The sequence below is a fragment of the Paenibacillus sp. J31R109 genome (assembly GCF_059692055.1).
In genome coordinates this window covers 1-16,221 of sequence record NZ_JCAUAR010000016.1, presented here as the reverse complement: position 1 = coordinate 16,221, position 16,221 = coordinate 1, and the positions used below count along the sequence as shown (strand labels likewise).

Annotated in this window: 17 protein-coding genes, 12 tRNA genes and 1 riboswitch; of the genes, 2 read left to right on the top strand and 27 right to left on the bottom strand. The window is 48.4% G+C overall.

All coding sequences use genetic code 11. The annotated features are described in order from the left end of the window. Positions 1 to 50 precede the first annotated feature (50 nt). Positions 51 to 2,201, top strand: a complete 2,151-nt coding sequence (locus AC58QT_RS28235; RefSeq protein WP_497411893.1) for a DNA topoisomerase III — start codon at positions 51 to 53, stop codon at positions 2,199 to 2,201. Between the two features lie 62 nt (positions 2,202 to 2,263). Here the strand turns inward: AC58QT_RS28235 and AC58QT_RS28230 are convergent, their stop codons facing one another. From AC58QT_RS28230 to AC58QT_RS28215, 4 genes are all read right to left on the bottom strand, one after another. After that, the gene (locus AC58QT_RS28230; RefSeq protein ID WP_497411892.1) at positions 2,264 to 2,599 is read right to left on the bottom strand and encodes a hypothetical protein; all 336 of its coding nucleotides are present in this window, start codon (positions 2,597 to 2,599) and stop codon (positions 2,264 to 2,266) included. Positions 2,600 to 2,694: 95 nt separating this feature from the next. Further along, the gene (gene lspA / locus AC58QT_RS28225) at positions 2,695 to 3,171 is read right to left on the bottom strand and encodes a signal peptidase II (RefSeq protein WP_497411891.1); all 477 of its coding nucleotides are present in this window, start codon (positions 3,169 to 3,171) and stop codon (positions 2,695 to 2,697) included. Positions 3,172 to 3,325: 154 nt separating this feature from the next. Next, positions 3,326 to 3,961 (bottom strand): HAD-IA family hydrolase, encoded by a 636-nt coding sequence (locus AC58QT_RS28220; protein WP_497411890.1) that lies wholly within the window; start codon positions 3,959 to 3,961, stop codon positions 3,326 to 3,328. Next, positions 3,955 to 4,251, bottom strand: a complete 297-nt coding sequence (locus AC58QT_RS28215; protein ID WP_497411889.1) for a hypothetical protein — start codon at positions 4,249 to 4,251, stop codon at positions 3,955 to 3,957. The genes AC58QT_RS28220 and AC58QT_RS28215 overlap by 7 nt, the downstream gene beginning before the upstream one ends. Positions 4,252 to 4,317: 66 nt before the next feature. On the opposite strand from AC58QT_RS28215, the gene AC58QT_RS28210 reads away from it, so the two are divergent. Then, positions 4,318 to 4,983, top strand: coding sequence for a CcdC protein domain-containing protein (locus AC58QT_RS28210; protein ID WP_497411888.1), 666 nt, complete (start codon positions 4,318 to 4,320; stop codon positions 4,981 to 4,983). Between the two features lie 344 nt (positions 4,984 to 5,327). On the opposite strand, the gene AC58QT_RS28205 is transcribed toward AC58QT_RS28210, so the two are convergent. The 23 genes from AC58QT_RS28205 to AC58QT_RS28095 form a co-directional block, all read right to left on the bottom strand. Then, a complete protein-coding gene (locus tag AC58QT_RS28205; protein ID WP_497411887.1) occupies positions 5,328 to 7,355 on the bottom strand; it encodes an ABC transporter ATP-binding protein in 2,028 nt (675 codons plus the stop codon). A gap of 69 nt (positions 7,356 to 7,424) precedes the next feature. Next, on the bottom strand, positions 7,425 to 7,958 hold the full coding sequence (gene yyaC, locus AC58QT_RS28200; RefSeq protein ID WP_497411886.1) for a spore protease YyaC: 534 nt from the start codon (positions 7,956 to 7,958) through the stop codon (positions 7,425 to 7,427). A 179-nt stretch (positions 7,959 to 8,137) separates the two neighbouring features. Continuing rightward, positions 8,138 to 8,797, bottom strand: coding sequence for a hypothetical protein (locus tag AC58QT_RS28195; RefSeq protein ID WP_497285272.1), 660 nt, complete (start codon positions 8,795 to 8,797; stop codon positions 8,138 to 8,140). Between the two features lie 185 nt (positions 8,798 to 8,982). Then, the gene (locus AC58QT_RS28190) at positions 8,983 to 9,876 is read right to left on the bottom strand and encodes a C40 family peptidase (RefSeq protein ID WP_497411885.1); all 894 of its coding nucleotides are present in this window, start codon (positions 9,874 to 9,876) and stop codon (positions 8,983 to 8,985) included. Between the two features lie 3 nt (positions 9,877 to 9,879). Next, positions 9,880 to 10,047, bottom strand: a riboswitch (cyclic di-AMP (ydaO/yuaA leader). Between the two features lie 123 nt (positions 10,048 to 10,170). Next, positions 10,171 to 10,692 (bottom strand): GNAT family N-acetyltransferase, encoded by a 522-nt coding sequence (locus tag AC58QT_RS28185; protein ID WP_497411884.1) that lies wholly within the window; start codon positions 10,690 to 10,692, stop codon positions 10,171 to 10,173. A gap of 108 nt (positions 10,693 to 10,800) precedes the next feature. Beyond that, positions 10,801 to 11,745, bottom strand: coding sequence for an acetylxylan esterase (locus AC58QT_RS28180; protein WP_497411883.1), 945 nt, complete (start codon positions 11,743 to 11,745; stop codon positions 10,801 to 10,803). Between the two features lie 165 nt (positions 11,746 to 11,910). Further along, positions 11,911 to 11,981 (bottom strand) — tRNA-Gly (locus AC58QT_RS28175). An 18-nt stretch (positions 11,982 to 11,999) separates the two neighbouring features. Then, positions 12,000 to 12,076 (bottom strand) — tRNA-Pro (locus tag AC58QT_RS28170). Between the two features lie 20 nt (positions 12,077 to 12,096). Beyond that, positions 12,097 to 12,173, bottom strand: a tRNA-Arg gene (locus AC58QT_RS28165). Between the two features lie 7 nt (positions 12,174 to 12,180). Beyond that, positions 12,181 to 12,255, bottom strand: a tRNA-Gly gene (locus AC58QT_RS28160). Between the two features lie 102 nt (positions 12,256 to 12,357). Then, complete coding sequence (locus tag AC58QT_RS28155; protein ID WP_497411882.1) at positions 12,358 to 13,113, bottom strand: AIM24 family protein; 756 nt, start codon at positions 13,111 to 13,113, stop codon at positions 12,358 to 12,360. Continuing rightward, positions 13,083 to 13,538, bottom strand: a complete 456-nt coding sequence (locus AC58QT_RS28150) for an SH3 domain-containing protein (RefSeq protein WP_497411881.1) — start codon at positions 13,536 to 13,538, stop codon at positions 13,083 to 13,085. The genes AC58QT_RS28155 and AC58QT_RS28150 overlap by 31 nt, the downstream gene beginning before the upstream one ends. A gap of 51 nt (positions 13,539 to 13,589) precedes the next feature. After that, complete coding sequence (locus tag AC58QT_RS28145; RefSeq protein WP_497411880.1) at positions 13,590 to 14,216, bottom strand: GyrI-like domain-containing protein; 627 nt, start codon at positions 14,214 to 14,216, stop codon at positions 13,590 to 13,592. A 138-nt stretch (positions 14,217 to 14,354) separates the two neighbouring features. Continuing rightward, positions 14,355 to 14,864: a ferritin gene (locus tag AC58QT_RS28140; RefSeq protein ID WP_497411879.1), complete on the bottom strand. Its 510-nt coding sequence runs from the start codon at positions 14,862 to 14,864 to the stop codon at positions 14,355 to 14,357. 113 nt (positions 14,865 to 14,977) lie between these two features. Beyond that, the gene (locus AC58QT_RS28135; protein WP_173114693.1) at positions 14,978 to 15,229 is read right to left on the bottom strand and encodes a DUF1450 domain-containing protein; all 252 of its coding nucleotides are present in this window, start codon (positions 15,227 to 15,229) and stop codon (positions 14,978 to 14,980) included. A gap of 158 nt (positions 15,230 to 15,387) precedes the next feature. After that, a tRNA-Leu gene (locus AC58QT_RS28130) sits at positions 15,388 to 15,467 on the bottom strand. Positions 15,468 to 15,487: 20 nt separating this feature from the next. Then, positions 15,488 to 15,563 (bottom strand) — tRNA-Lys (locus AC58QT_RS28125). Between the two features lie 19 nt (positions 15,564 to 15,582). After that, positions 15,583 to 15,659, bottom strand: a tRNA-Asp gene (locus AC58QT_RS28120). Positions 15,660 to 15,690: 31 nt separating this feature from the next. Further along, a tRNA-Met gene (locus tag AC58QT_RS28115) sits at positions 15,691 to 15,767 on the bottom strand. A 22-nt stretch (positions 15,768 to 15,789) separates the two neighbouring features. Further along, positions 15,790 to 15,865: transfer RNA gene (locus tag AC58QT_RS28110), tRNA-Val, on the bottom strand. Positions 15,866 to 15,882: 17 nt separating this feature from the next. Continuing rightward, positions 15,883 to 15,957: transfer RNA gene (locus AC58QT_RS28105), tRNA-Glu, on the bottom strand. Positions 15,958 to 15,991: 34 nt separating this feature from the next. Continuing rightward, positions 15,992 to 16,083 (bottom strand) — tRNA-Ser (locus tag AC58QT_RS28100). 29 nt (positions 16,084 to 16,112) lie between these two features. Beyond that, a tRNA-Asn gene (locus AC58QT_RS28095) sits at positions 16,113 to 16,188 on the bottom strand. Positions 16,189 to 16,221 lie beyond the last annotated feature (33 nt).

Below are 16,221 nucleotides of genomic sequence, written 5' to 3'. Positions count from 1 at the left end.
TTCTCTATCGCTTATGCTATTTTGTATGTAGAAAAGAGGTAATTTACCCTATGAAAATTCTTGTACTGACCGAAAAACCAAGTGTAGCCAAAGAAATTGCTCGCGTGCTGGGCTGTAATCAGAAGCAGAAACATCATTTCGAGGGCCCTAAATATGTTGTCACCTGGGCACTCGGTCATCTCGTTACGCTCGCTGAGCCTGATGATTACGATCCCAAGTACAAGACGTGGAACCTTGAAAATCTGCCCATTATCCCTGGCAAAATGAAGCTCAAAGTCATGAAGGAAACTTCGCAGCAGTTTCGTGCCATCGAGCATCTCAGCCGTCGAGGTGACCTGTCGGAGCTGGTCATCGCAACCGATGCGGGGCGCGAAGGCGAACTTGTCGCGCGCTGGATTATGGAGCTGATCCGCTGGAAGAAGCCGTTCAAACGGCTTTGGATCTCGTCGCAGACGGATCAGGCCATCCGCGAAGGCTTCGCGCAGCTGAAGCCTGGCACCGACTATAACCGGCTGTATCAAGCAGCCGTCTGCCGTTCCGAGGCCGATTGGCTGATCGGCCTCAACGTAACCCGCGCGCTGACCAGCAAGTTCGGCGCGTCGTTATCCGCTGGGCGCGTGCAGACGCCCACTCTGGCCATGATGATCAACCGTGAGGCGGAAATCCGCGATTTCCGGTCCGTCGACTACTGGTTGATCGAAGCCGAACTCGGGTCCTTCCGCGCCCAGTGGCGGGACCCGAAGACCGGCGACTCGCGCATATGGGACCGCGAGCGCGCCGATAGCTTGAAAACCAAGCTGCAAGGCCAGAACGGCCGTATCGTGCAGGTCAATAAAACCGAGAAGCAGATCCCGCATCCGCTGGCTTATGATTTAACGGAGCTGCAGCGCGACGCGAACCGCAAATTTGGCTTCTCCGCTAAACAGACGTCCAATGTTCTACAACGGCTTTACGAGCAATACAAGTTGGTCACTTACCCGCGAACGGATTCGCGCTATTTGACCTCGGACATGGTACCGACCTTGCTCGGCCGTTTGAAAGGTGCTGCTATTGGCCCTTATGCGGCGCTGGCTGCACCTTTTATCCGGAAGCCGCTAACCATCACGAAACGAATTGTCGACGATTCCAAAGTCAGCGATCACCATGCCATTATACCAACAGGTGAAGCCATCTCACTTGCAACATTAAGTGCAGATGAACGTCGACTCTATGATCTAATTCTTCGCCGCTTCTTAGCTTTATTCAGCGGTCCTTGCCGCTTCGATGAAACGAAATTAACCATCGAAATCGCTGGCGAGAAGCTCTACGCTTCAGGCAAAGTCGTGAAACAAGCGGGCTGGAAAGAGGTCTATGGTGCCACGGATTTCAGCGATCCTGATCGCGAAGACAATGATGCCGAAGAAGATTCTGGACAATTATTGCCAGAGGCTTCAGAGAAAGACACCGTTACCGCTCGCAACGTCCGCCAAGTTAGCCGCCAAACGAAGCCGCCTTCTCGCCATAATGAAGCTTCTCTGCTATCGCAAATGGAGAAATTCGGTCTCGGCACACCTGCGACTCGCGCAGATATCATCGAGAAGCTCGTGTCCTCCGACACGATTGAGCGCCAAGGTTCCTTGCTCATTCCTACCGGTAAGGGCACACAGCTCATCGAGCTAGCTTCCGAAGAGCTCCGTTCACCCGAGCTTACGGCACGCTGGGAACAGGAACTTGAACGCATCTCCAAAGGTAAAGGCAGCATGGAAGCTTTTCTCAGCGGTATTCGCAAAAAAGCAGCCGAACTTGTTGACGAAGTCAAACACAGCTCCGCAGCGTATAAACCGCATAATTTGACCGGCAGTAAGTGCCCCGACTGTGGCGAGTTCCTTCAGGAAGTCAAAGGCAAAAGAGGACGTTACCTGGTTTGTTCCAGTCGGGAATGTTCCTATAAACGTGAAGCTGACGGGCAATTAACGAACCACCGATGCCCGCAGTGCCATAAGAAGATGGAAATCCACACAGGGAAAGCAGGCAAATATTTTCAATGCCGTCCCTGCAATGTCGTTGAGAAAATCGATGGCGATGCGAAGGGAGGCGGCGGTCGCAAGGCTACAGCCAAGGCCAACCGCCAGCTGATCGAACAATTCTCCGATTCTGCCGGCGTTGGGAACTCACTCGCAGACAAGCTGCTTGCAGCCCTTCAGCAGAAGAAAGACGACTAATGCCAAGCATAAAGCCCAAGCGACTTCGCTTGGGCTTTTGCATCGGCATGTTTATAACTATGTTAAGTTTTGGTTAAAATCCTGCCTTTAACCGCTAATTCAAGATCTTCTAACGTTGTGATCCCCAAGCTAACCAGCGCATCGCCTGCTTCCATATGTACATTGGCTAAGATATGCATGCTTGTATGGGGCACTAATGATTTGCGAAACTCGTGAAAAAGCACCGCATTATAAGTTTTGAGAACCGTCATAAACTCAACAGTTGGCGGAACGAGTCCGCGAATTTCAGACGATCGCCAGAAAAATTCTCTCACATGCATAATATCGGCACCCGTGCGGTTCAACCTTCGAATCATCGCAAAAAACTCATCAACAAGTAGTTGTCGATCCGGTTTCATGTGACCATCCCTCCAAATAACTTACTTCTTCTTGAAGGATACCACAAATAGTTCTTAAGTTCCATATCAACCCTCACATGAAAGGGTATAAATACCTATGAAATTTGCGGATTTTTTCGATTCCCCTTCCATTTGCCCCTCTGCTCCCAAAGCATATCCACTATATAGAGCACAACACCCAAATTAATGGCAAGATCAGCTAGATTCATAATGCCACCTCCGGAGTGAAAAACGATGAAGTCAGTGACTTTCCCGAATAGCAGACGTTCAATTCCGTTACCAATAGCTCCACCAACAAGAAATGCAGCAGCGCTTTGTTTTAACGGGCCTGGAAAGCCCCCTTTTTTACGATACCACCAAATTCCTGCGACAATGAGAACGGCCAGAACGCCGAGTATAGGAGCCCATCCCTGCAGTGAACTGCCTGCTGCCCCGCTATTTTGATAATACGTAAATGAGATGATATCTTTATAAAATGGCATAGATTCACCCACCGTCATCACGGAGCGTATCCAATACTTAGACAATTGATCAATAGCTGTAGTCACTAGAATAATTGAATAAAATAACATCCTAAACCTCCCATTCGTTTCCTCAGCCTTACTCTATTATCTTACTTGAAAAGAACGGATAACTGCTAATTCTACGTATTCTCACTTGATGCCAACATTAAAAGCCCCCCCAGTCATCCTGTGGCGGCCTCCTGCCTATCTATCCTGTTGTCCCTCAAGTTAGACTCATTAACGTGCGGTATAGCTCCCCTGGCGTGTTGGCCATATAGTCTGGTTTTCCGCTGTGCAGCAGCTGCGGAGAATCGTATCCCCATGTCACAGCTACGATGGGCACACCTAACTTTTTACAGGATTCAATGTCTCGTATTTCATCCCCAACATAAATCATGCGCGTAGGCGTGGTTCCCCACTGCTTCATTACTTTGCGAATAGAGTGATGCTTGCCAAAAATATGCTTCGCTGAAATGATCTCCTTAAATGCACCCTCCAGCTTATTCTTTCGTAAAAATAGCCGAATATTTGCTTCTGAATTGGAAGAAAGAATCGAGCTCTTAACGCCTTGCGCGGAAAGCTTTGCAACAACCTCTTTCATACCAGGCACAATCTGCAAGGAACGAATATTTTCGTGATACAGTTGTCGCCCTGCCACCATCAGCTTAGGAATTTGGAGCACAGGCACCCCTAAGCGATCTACGCGTTCAGAAATCGACATCGAGCGTAAAGGGCCTAAGTCCTGTTCGCGGATAGGGCGAAAACGATGTTGGATGGCCATTTCATTGTAAAGCTTAACTAAAAGCGCCCTCGAATCGACAAGTGTCCCATCAAAATCAAATAGGATATGTTTTACCATCTGGGTGTATATACAAATAAGGCCGGACCCTCGGGCGGCACTTGGCGAATTTGATTATGTTTAAACTCTTGGGCTGGGTCTAGGACCACATGTGGATTACTTACGGTTCGCAAATCTTCCCATATACAACAAACCCCGTTGTCGTAGCCTGCTGCACCACCTGCGAACATTTTACACCCTTTGCAATATTGCTCCTTTTGCTGCGCATCCAGCTTCACGACTTTATTACGAAGACAACAGTAAATTTCATTAACTGTGTTACATACATTAACATGAGTGATCATTGCCATTTACCGTCAACTCCTTGCTGCATTTTGAGTGTGTAATAGTAAGTTTATCGAACTACTATTAAGTGTATGACAATATTTTGTAAACGGAATAACATTTCTCACGATGGGCCGTCCAAATTTGCTACAATATGGACATATACAACGACAGGTTTGGAGGTGCTTCACCTGCAGGACTCTTTGCATTATGTGATTCCGTTTCTCATCTTTGGCTTTTTTATTTATCGAAGGACGAAGCGTACCATTGGCTTTCAAAAGCTTTCCCGTGGCAGACTCATCTTTCGTCTGTCCTTATTTAGCCTCCTCGGGGTCATCATTTTCCTCTTGGGCTTCGTGCACCCCATCCATTTCATCGGCTATCTGATCGGACTTGCTGGCGGTACGTTGCTTGGACGTACAGCAATCCGCCATACCCGCTTCGAGCATAGGAGCGATGGCTGGTATTATCGTACACATCTCTGGGTTGAAGTCACCGTGCTCGTTCTCTTCCTAGGCCGCATTGCATACCGCTACGCAGCTGTTGCCCTGTCGACAGGTCCAACAACTACTTTTACACCTGCTGAGCTCTCTCAGTTTTCAAAGGATCCTGTCACCGCTGGTGTATTCTTCATCATCGTGTCCTACTACGTTTTGTTTTTCGGCTACTTACTGCGTGAAGAAACCAAACTGGATCCCGCAGTGTTAGCGGAACCCGCAGGAGCTCCCGCTCCTCAGGTGAACGTTCGGGTGGAGTAGCAAAAAAGGGATATTCCCTCTGGTCCATTGACCTGGTGGAATATCCCTTTCTTGCGTTTGCGCCCGTTCGGCGGGCGATGCTCGGTTTTAGCGCCCTTTTGGGGCGCTATTTGCCGCGCCGCGCGTGCTTGCCCTGGAATAAGGCCCCTTTTGGGGCGCTATTCGCCGCGCCGCGCGTGCTTGCCCTGGAATAAGGCCCCTTTTGGGCCTTATTCCTTGCGTTTCCGCCCGTTCGGCGGGCGACGCTCGGTTTTAGCGCCCTTTTGGGGCGCTATCTGCCACGCCGCGCGTGGTTTGCCCTGGGATAAGGCCCCTTTTGGGCCTTATTCCTTGCGTTTGCGCGGCTACGCTATGCCGCCTTTCGCTGCCTCCTCGGCAGCTTTGGCGAACTGCGTGCTGTACAGCCGTGCGTACAGCCCTTCCAGTGCGAGCAGCTCGCTATGCGTGCCCCGCTCCACGACACTGCCCGCTTCGATCACCAGAATGTGATCGGCGGCCAGCACCGTGGAGAGCCGGTGCGCGATCACGAGCGTCGTGCGCCCTTGCATCAGCTCCTCGAGCGCCGCCTGCACATAGGACTCGGATTCCGAGTCCAAGTGCGACGTCGCCTCATCGAGGATGAGGATGCGCGGGCGCTTCAGGATCGCGCGAGCAATCGCGATCCGCTGACGCTCACCACCGGAGAGCCGGTGGCCGCGCTCTCCGACCATCGTGTCGTACCCCTCGGGCAGCGACACGATGAAATCGTGGATGTAGGCCTGCCGACAAGCGGCCTCCATCTCTTCACGCGTAGCGTCCTCCCGCGCAAAGCGCAGGTTGTCGCCAATCGTCGCGTGGAACAGAAAAGACTCCTGCGTCACATACGCGATCTGCGCGCGCAGCGACGCTAACCCCACGTCGCGGACGTTGACGCCGTCGACCTCGACAACGCCGGCTGTCGGGTCGTACAGCCGCGCGATCATTCCGATCAGCGTCGACTTCCCAGCGCCGCTTGGTCCCACGAGCGCGACCATCTCACCAGGCTGCGCCTCAAAGGTGACGTCGCGCAGTGCATACTGCACCGACTTCCCTCTCTCGCCAACTCCGCCCAGCTCCACGGCCCTTCCTCTCATCTCTGCACTTCGCTCTTCCAATCTTCCCTTCTGCTCTGCTCTTCTCTCCTCCACTTTCTCGCTGAGCCCGACTGCGAATTCTTCCGCTCTACCCTGCTCGCCAACTTCAGCCGGCTTCCTACGCTTCCCTACTTCTAGCTCCCCCACACTTCCCTTACCACGCGGTTCCCCCGACTTATAAGCAAAAGACACCTGCTTATAACTCACACGCCCTGCCACAGGCCCTAACTGACGTGCTCCCTCGGCATCCATGACATCAGGCACCATGTCCTGATACTCAAAGATCCGCTGGAAGACCCCCAGCGCAGTAGCGACTTCAACTTGCAGATTCAGCAGCGTACCTACAGGCATATACAATCTTCCCAAATACGCCGTAAACGCGACGATCGATCCTAAGGTCATATCCCCGTTGATAACGGAGTAGCCGCCATAGATATAGATGATGGCCGTGCCTAACGGCCCAAGCGTATTCGTAGCCATTCCGAACCAACGGCCGACTAAATTGAGGCGCAGCTCGAGATCCATTACCTTTTGATTCATCTTCGTGAATTCTTGCTCTTGCTGTTTCTCTCTGCCAAAAATCCGGGTCAACAACGCACCCGAAATGCCGAAATTTTCATTCAGCTGCGAGGTGATTTCCGAACGCACTTTTTGTGTTTCGAGCCGCAAGACCTTCCTTACCTGGGAGACCTTTTTTACAGGCAGCACAAAAAGCGGAAGAATGAGCACCGAGATGATCGCAAGTTTCCAATCTAGCGCAAACAAAATGCCTATCGTCGTGAATACGATAACAATCTGCGTGATGGAGGAGACCACAATCGATGTCACCACACTCTGTACCGATTGCACATCGCCAGTGATCCGCTGCACAATTTCGCCTGAGCGCGCGTCTGTGAAGAACGCCATCGACTGCCGCTGCAAATTAACAAACAAGGACTGTCCTAAATCCCGAATAACCCCTTGGGTTACTTTGGTATTGAGATGGTTTTGCCAAACACCGAGCACACCGCTAAGCACGGGCAGCAGAATCATCAGCAGCGCCATAACGGACAGCAGCTTTACACGCCCCTGCGGGATTGCCGTATCAATAATTTCTTTCATAACGAGTGGTGGAATAAGCCCAATCACTGCCGCAAGCAGCGCCAAACCAATAATCACCATGATTTGTCCCCAATAGCTTTTGAACAATAACAAAATCCTTCGTATCGATACATCCTTCAACTTGGCCTTGGGACGATTCCGGTCGGACAGCCGCCCCATTCCCCCTGGCCCTCCTGGTCCTATCACTCACATATCACTCCGATCTTTCTCCTCTTTGCTGCCCCTCAGCTACAAAGGAATTGCATAGGTGATTGCACGAACAACTTCATCTGCCATTCGCAATACATGATATAACGAAGTCGTTTGCAGCACATTGTACTGTCTTGGTCCATCAACATTGACGATCGCCGCAATCGTATAATCACCAATAGGCGGCAGCACTTTACCGACTGATTTCCCGGGTGCCAACGGCTGGTTCGATAACTGGTATAAACCTACACTTAATTTTTGTCCCAAACAAGCATCTATCGCAATCACCACGACATTCGGTGGAACTTCCTGCAAGCGAATTGCCAAGTTACTGGCATCACACGGTGCCGCTAACGTACCAATAACATGCGGATAGCCTAGCTCTTCAAGCTTGCTGCCAACGAGTGGACCTAGTGAATCCCCAGTTGAACGATCGGTCCCGATACACACAAAAGCCAACTCACTTGGCTTCAACTCTGTGTTCAATGCGATCTGTTGCAACAGCTGCCCTAACTGTTCACCATTAACCTTTTTCCAAAACTGCGCTTGCAGCTCCAACGGTTCTTTCTCCATCTTTGCCTCCCTTCCAAACATGTTGCACTTTATTTTATCCTGATAAAATGTTAGTTCTATTGTTTCATAAGGAGATACGCCCTGTCCACTTACCTATCGCCATCTGCACGCACACCAAATAAGCGTTACTCGACAGAGCAAAGCCTATTCATGCCGCTTGTATCCTGACTTATACCTTCTTAATGTACGCGATTCATCCGAACAATCCGATAATAGAGCTGACCGCTTACCTCTTGTTCCACTTCCAAATAGCCTTCCGTATGTACATAATCCCCCAACATAAACGTGGAAGCATCCGCTGAATCTGCATGTGTCAGAAAGAGCAACGCTACCTTATCATCCCCAACTACAAATCCAACCTGTTCTTTCACCTGAAACTTCTCGATAATTTTCCCATGATGTGATCTCACGATATGATGAAACCGCCAAGCGCCTTCTTCCTGTACGATAAAATAAAGGACACGATTTCGATGCGCATTGCTAAATTCCCGCGTCACACCAATCATACATACCTTTTCACCAATTCGCAGATATTCATCAATCACATACGATTTCAGTCGTAAACGGTTGACGTTCTTGCTCTGGATATAATTCTCCATCTCATCTATCGAGCGGTGATCCTTCGGATCTTGTTTCGTTGCATAGAATACTTCTTTAATAAAAGTATCCGTTTGGAATTGCCTTGCCCCTTTGAAATGGTTATACGTATGAAAAAATTGCTTAATCACGACCCGAATGTCTTCCGGAATGGCAGGACCTGTTTCCACGTTGTACATGCGATCTGTTCGACCCGACATTTTAATTTTATGAAACCAGCTTTTCCAGACACTAACTTGCATGTCGTACGCGTCACCTACTTTCTTCCAACCATTTTCTCATTATAGGCTATAATCCTCAAAATTTCGATAAAAATCGCAGATTTTCGCGCAAAAAAAAGAGCATCCGCCGCTATGCTTTCATTTGCGAAAGACACAGCGAACATACGCTCTTATTCACCCTGCATATACCATATTGAGTAACTGTCTTATAGTACGCGCTTTGCACCTACATATCTTGAGCCCCAATAGGAGCTAGCGAGACTATCAACCGTCACACCAACGGACGTTGTTGAGGAAATGAATTGATTATTTCCGATGTAAATGCCCACATGATTGACGATACCTGAAGCAAAGAAAACAAGGTCTCCCGCTTTCAAATCCGTCACTCTTGTCCCTGCTTGATCGTACATTTGCACGGAGGTGCGTGGCAGCTCAATGCCTTTGGCCTCGTATACATAACGAACGAATCCTGAGCAATCGAAGCCCTTGGGTGTCGTTCCTCCCCATCGATAAGGCGTCCCCTTAAAAGTCGTTGCAGCTTGTATAATTTGAGCTGAAACGGATGACTGAACGACCTTGGCCACTGGAGCTGCTAGGGCTGCGGGTGGGGGTGCAATCCATGCTGGCTTATGAGTTTTACCGTCTTGTTCGACGATAGCGATTTTATTCGCATCATTCCACGCAATCTCAGAGCCAAACGTCTCTGTGATGAAACGTAGCGGAACATAGGTACTTCCCTCAAGCAAGGTAGGACTGCTCTCTAGTTCAACTAACTTACTGTTCACGATCGCTTTCTCTTCGTCAGTAGTAAGTTGAATGGATTGCTCTTTGTTCATGAGTGTGACGACAACTTCATCGCCTTGCTTCGCCCAACCCACTTGATAACCTAACTTCTCCGACAACACGCGAAGTGGCACTTGGAGTGTACCGGCCTTATCAATAAAAGGCTGTACCTCTGGGAACTGCACCAAGTCATCGTTGACTTGAACCTTCACCGAAGAAGAGTCCGTTGCCGCATGCGCGGATGGCGCGGCGAATAGCGAAATGGCTGCGCCTACAATAGCGCATGAACAAATAAAGCTTTTGGTAAAAAGTTTCAAAACGTTGTGCCTCCTTGAAGCCTCCGAGGTTAGTTGACGGGTTCGGGAAGAGGTTTTCCCTAGTAAGCCCCATTAGCCTAAAACTAGACTAACTGAGCATTCATTCACCCCAAATAAAGAAGTCCCCCGTACCGGAGCTTTCGATGCTCCGAGATTCGGCATTTTTTGTCTATGTTAGACTAGCACAGTTCGTTTTGGCTTGACAACTTTTACACGGCGGTAATTATTTCCTTTTCGGGTGAAAATCGCAAAAAAACAGCTACTCTTTTCAGAGTAACTGTCTGCAAAATGACCTCAGACCAAGCCCACTGGCTGCCTGTATACCTCTGTAAACAGGACTTCCTTAATGGGATTAAACTCACTTTCAGTCAAAGGATTCGGATAACTCATGATATGGAGAGGAAGCATCGCTTGTCCTTCTCGCAGTGGAGGCTGTGCATAGGGAAATCGGTTCAATTGAAAACCACAGCGCTTATAGAATTCAATTCTCCGCGTCGCATCTATGGTAGTTGGAGGCTCGACTTCAAGTACCATAGGCGTGCTTGCACTGCTCATGTACTTCATCAGCATTCGCTTGCCAATCCCGCCACCTCTTATGGCAACATTGACAGCAATATGTTCTACAAATCGAAACGTGCTAAAGTTCCAACTAGCCAAAAAACCGAGCAATTGCCCCTGGTCATCTCTCTCTGCATCGATCCTGTAACTAGGATGAGGTAAAAGCGCCCGCTGACCCTCATACGTTCTTATTTCCGTTTCTGGAAAAGCGACTTTCATCAGCTCAAATATCTCTTCAAACGACTCCTCATTGACCATCCGTCCCCACCTCCCTTCAAGTTAGCTATAGGTTATCCAACTGTGCAGCTTCTTACTTTCCAATAAGGTAGGGGGATCGTCATCTTTACTCGACACTTGTTTTAGTCCTTACCATTTTGAGAAAAAGGTATGTGCCGCTGCATGGGAACCAGGAGGTGTCGCATGCCCCATGAAGGGATACACTTTAATCGATTTGTTTGGGGATTCAATTCGGTTATAGGCAGCGAATATCGCTTCTGGTAAGCAACACGTATCCTTCAATCCTACGGAAATGTGAACAGGCTGCCCAATACGATCGCCTAGGTTCATGATATCGAAATAAGAAATCGTTTTCAGTACTTTAGGCAGATATTCTGGGAACCGGGTAACTAGATCAGCCGCTTCGCTGAGTGAACTAACCGAATTCAACAAGCCTAGATCCATGTGACAATGATTCGGTACATGGGCAATGGTTGCCCGAATGCGCTTCTCAAGTGCAGTAACGAGTAAGGCAATCCCTCCGCCTTGGCTTCCACCGTTTACGAATACTCGCTCACTGTCGATCTCTGGCTGCTCTAACGCACATTGCACAGCACGCATGGAATCGATCGCAACCGCTCGATAATAGCTCGTCTCCGCATCGAGAATCCCCTGTGTAATCCATCCCTTCGTCATGCCGGTCTCCTGCGGCAGCAGGTTACCACTCTCGCCGCCTTGCCCGCGTACATCAACCGCAAGTACCGCATACCCCATAAGCAGCCAAGCTGCATGATCCTCTGGTCTTCCCTTGGAACCTGTATAGCCCGGGAATGTAACAATACAAGGCACCTTCTTAGACTTGTACTCTGCAGGCAGTAACAACCAAGCATGAATCGGTGTTTCCGCAGCACCCCTCAAAACGATCTTATTCACTTCTGCTTGTACAAAATTTGATGGCACCGACTCTCTTGTATACGATGCTCCTTCTGTAGCTTCCGCGTAAGCGCGCTCCCAGAATGCAGCCAGATCAGTGGGCGCTGTTAACTCCGAATGATAATTATGTAGCCCTTGAATACGATTTTCAATTGCGTTCATTTCGGTAAGTCCCCTTTGCATGTTTTTCCCATTTTAACCTAGATATACGAGTATGACTATCGGAAATTTGATGATTAGTTCATCCTTCGCTACTATGTGAACTCCTGCGAACCCAAATATAAACAAAAAAGGACCACCCGAAGGTGGCCTTTTCTCTTGCTCGTAAGCGGGCGGCGGGAATCGAACCCGCGCGATCAGCTTGGAAGGCTGAAGTTCTACCATTAAACTACGCCCGCATATTAAAAATAACGAAGTGGTCGGGACGACACGATTTGAACATGCGACCCCCTGCTCCCAAAGCAGGTGCTCTACCAAGCTGAGCTACGTCCCGAAGTGTGAATAAAGTATAAATGGCGCGCCCTGAGAGATTCGAACTCCCGACCTTTTGATTCGTAGTCAAATACTCTATCCAGCTGAGCTAAGGGCGCAAAATATTGGAGCGGAAGACGGGGATCGAACCCGCGACCCTCGCCTTGGCAAGGCGATGCTCTACCGCTGAGCCACTTCCGCACGGTATTATTTCTCTTTCGCTCAACAAGTGTTTCTCTGAGGCGACAAGGAATAATATATCAGGTATTCAAAACAAATGCAACTATTTTTCAATTTTTTTTATTATTTTATGAAAACGCCGCCAAAGGGCAGTACTTCCCGTGCTATGCGACGCAGCAAACTATCCGATTTCATATGCTCATCTAATTTGGGATCAGGCTTACAAGGCTGCATGAGTACGTGACCCTGCCCCGTTATCTCCCAGTGATAATTCATATGTTGGCTCGCCAGCGTGTTGCCGTATACACAGAGGCGCAGCTTAGCCTGCCGCGGGTAGGCAACAAGGCAATGGACATCAACATACAAGGGCTCCACAGGATCTAGGGCCATGTGATGGATAGGGCCAGCTGTTAGCAAACCTAGATTACCAGGGCCGTGAAACTGCATTTTAACTAAATCTTGCGTGATCAACGTGTTCTTCATACTCTGTAAATGCGTTGTAAACGTCACACCTTCCGTATAGAACAGCACATGACGAAATTCAAACAATAGATCGTCTTCTGCTTCCAAAGGGACGACAGCCAAACTATACGCTTCTGGCAAGCCCATGAGCACACGCCCAGGACCGAGTATGCGTGATTGGATCAACCGCTTCTTCCTATACATGCTGGGAAGCTTCATCAGTGCATCCTCACGCTGCTCTGGCCTCCCCTGAAAGGCAACAATTTGGTTCGGGTGCAGAACATGCACGGCCTCTCCCTTAAGAAGCTGCAGCGTAGCCATCCTGGCTTGTGAGCTTGCATTTTCATAGATAATCTCCAAATCATACAACCCCCTTGCCGCTCCTGCTAACGCATCCCACGCTTCCTTCTCTGCCATACGAAGAAACGAAACACACGTCCAAGCAAGAAATATCCTACTACTAATGCCGCTGCCGTAATGATCATGTAGGTAATTTTACGATTACGCTTATCTTTGTCTAAAGCAACTTGTTCCATAGCCTTCAAGCGATCCTGCAATTGCTCGTTATCCTTCTTAAGCGCCTCATTCTGGCTCAAAAGTCGTTGTTCAATTTCTTGAGACTGCCTGACAGCCTCCGATAGCTTGTCCTTCTGTTCTTCTAATTGCTGCTTCGTAGCGTCGTAATCCTTCTGAATCTGCTCTACATTGCTTGGTAATTGATATATATCTTTGATCCGATCTAACCAAGAAGCGTGGGCGGCAGGTGCCGGATACAGCAAACCTAACAAGATCACGAGGACAACCACTGCTTGTCCATTTGCAGCCATTTTACGTATGCGCATCCGCACTCACTCCCATCATTCTCGACATTATCTTCTATTTTACAGCAAAAATCACCCCTTCACCACTTCTATCGCTTGAACTGGATACCGTAATATCGTTTTCATTTTGGCAGGATCAATCTTCCTCGGATCTGATAAGTAAATCTCATGATGGAGTCCACGGTAGCTGAGCTGCTCTTGTGAAATGAAATGCTCCATCTGTGCCAGTGTTTCTGGTTCTGTCGCATACGGGCCCACGTGCAGCATCTGGACACAGAGTCCCTCATGTATAGTTTCATGCCTTACATCGGCAATAACCTTAAGCTCCTTCTTCTTCACTAATGCACCATTGCGTGCTTCTTCCACGAGCTCCGCCGTTACAAACACAGGCATCCGAATCAACAGCTTCCAGTGCCACTCCTCTCTGGGCACCTCTAACGCAGTTCTTGGATCGCCATCCACCCACCACTGCCCTTCTAACTTCGGTACAGTAAAATCTTGCTCAGCCTTCTTACAATAGCCCTTAACACCATAAGCGACCGTATACAGAGCTTCTGTTGCGCTAGCGAAGGTCCTACCATTGGGGTCCCCTTTCCCTACGATCGTGACATAAGAAATAGGTTCAAATTCAACAACTTGAGGCTTGGTCGGAGCCGTATAGTACGTTTTATAGGTTTTGGCTAAATCTAATTTATCCATGATGAATGAACTTCCTCTCTTTTTCTTTTAGTATACTTAATAAACCCTGACACCTCTATGTCAACAAACAGAAAAAACTTACCTCTCGCAACAATATGCGAAACAGGTAAGTTTTTGTCTCTTGAAAAGGATATGTAATTATTCCGTAGCTGGTGGGGTAAACGAGCGTTGTGCAAATTCGGCATCCAACATATAGAAGGCATTGCTATCTTTATCAATGCGTTTCAATTTATTAATAATGCTGTCGAACATCGCTTCTTCCTCTACCTGCTCATCAATGAACCATTTCAAGAACTGCATCGTCGCATGCTCTCGATCGTTCAACGCTAAGTCAGACAGGTGATAGATACGTTTCGTTACTTCTTGCTCATGCAGATACGCATGCTCAAATGCATCCAAAATCGATTCATACTGGTTCACCGGTGTATTCATGCCAGCAAAGCTGACCTTTTTCCCACGGTCATTAATAAATTTGAAAATTTTCATTGCATGGAATTTCTCTTCTTCTGCTTGTACTTTAAAAAAGTTCGAAAACCCATCCAAGCTTTCCGCAGCGCAATAACCAGCAATAGCCAAGTAGACATGCGCGGAGTAAAACTCATAATTCATCTGTTCGTTTAGCGCTTCTGTTAGTGTATCGTTTAACATCTGTGCACACACCTTTCTGTATGGTTATCTCTTGCGTATTCCCCATACATACAAGATTACCAGAATTGTGCATAGAAATACAAACGGAAGTAATAATTTTAATAGATCTATGTTCAAGCCGTCACACTTTTGGCTTTAGATGCCGAGATGATTTCCTTTAATTGAGCATACAAATGATCTGGTGATTCCGCGCAAAGCAGTTTCTTCTTCCCGATCATCGCAATACACTCTTTCTTGCAATGTCTGCAATTGCCAAGGCAGTCTTTCTTCTTCTGCTTCAAATCGGGAAATTCATTCTTTATGGATTTATATATTTGTTTGGATCCGAATTTCTCATTTCTGCAGCAGTATTTAATCGTTTTCAAATGCGATCTCCTCCCGCCATTTCGCGTCTATCACTACTCTTGATATTAGTGATAATAATAATCAATGTCAACCAAAAATTTGACGGGATTGTACGAAAAAAGAGCTTTCTTCAATCCTCGTTAAAAGGATAAAAGAAAGCTCTTTTTGTTTGTTTGGATGCGCGTAGAGGGACTTGAACCCCCACGGTCGCCCGCTAGATCCTAAGTCTAGTGCGTCTGCCAATTCCGCCATACGCGCATGCTGTAAATAAGGCAAAATGGTGAGTCATGTAGGATTCGAACCTACGACACCCTGATTAAAAGTCAGGTGCTCTACCAACTGAGCTAATGACTCATGTCTAGTAATAAAAAAATGGCGGAGCTGACGGGATTCGAACCCGCGGTCTCCTGCGTGACAGGCAGGCATGTTAGGCCACTACACCACAGCTCCACACTATGTAATACTCCTCTTGGTAAGAGGTTGGTTGCGGGGGCAGGATTTGAACCTGCGGCCTTCGGGTTATGAGCCCGACGAGCTACCGGGCTGCTCCACCCCGCGACGTTACTATTTAAACATAATATGGTGGAGGCTGACGGGATCGAACCGCCGACCCTCTGCTTGTAAGGCAGATGCTCTCCCAGCTGAGCTAAGCCTCCATGGGATTAAGAATAAATGGTGACCCGTAGGGGACTCGAACCCCTGTTACCTCCGTGAAAGGGAGGTGTCTTAACCACTTGACCAACGGGCCTCGTAAACAGGCACTTCTACAATGAAAGCTCTTATGGCGGAGAGAGAGGGATTCGAACCCTCGAGACGCTTGTGACGCCTACACGATTTCCAATCGTGCTCCTTCGGCCAGCTCGGACACCTCTCCATAAAAAGGCCTGGTTTTTGAAAAATAAATGGCTCCCCGAACAGGACTCGAACCTGTGACAACTCGATTAACAGTCGAGTGCTCTACCAACTGAGCTATCAGGGAACAATGCTTGGCAACGTTCTACTCTCCCAGAAC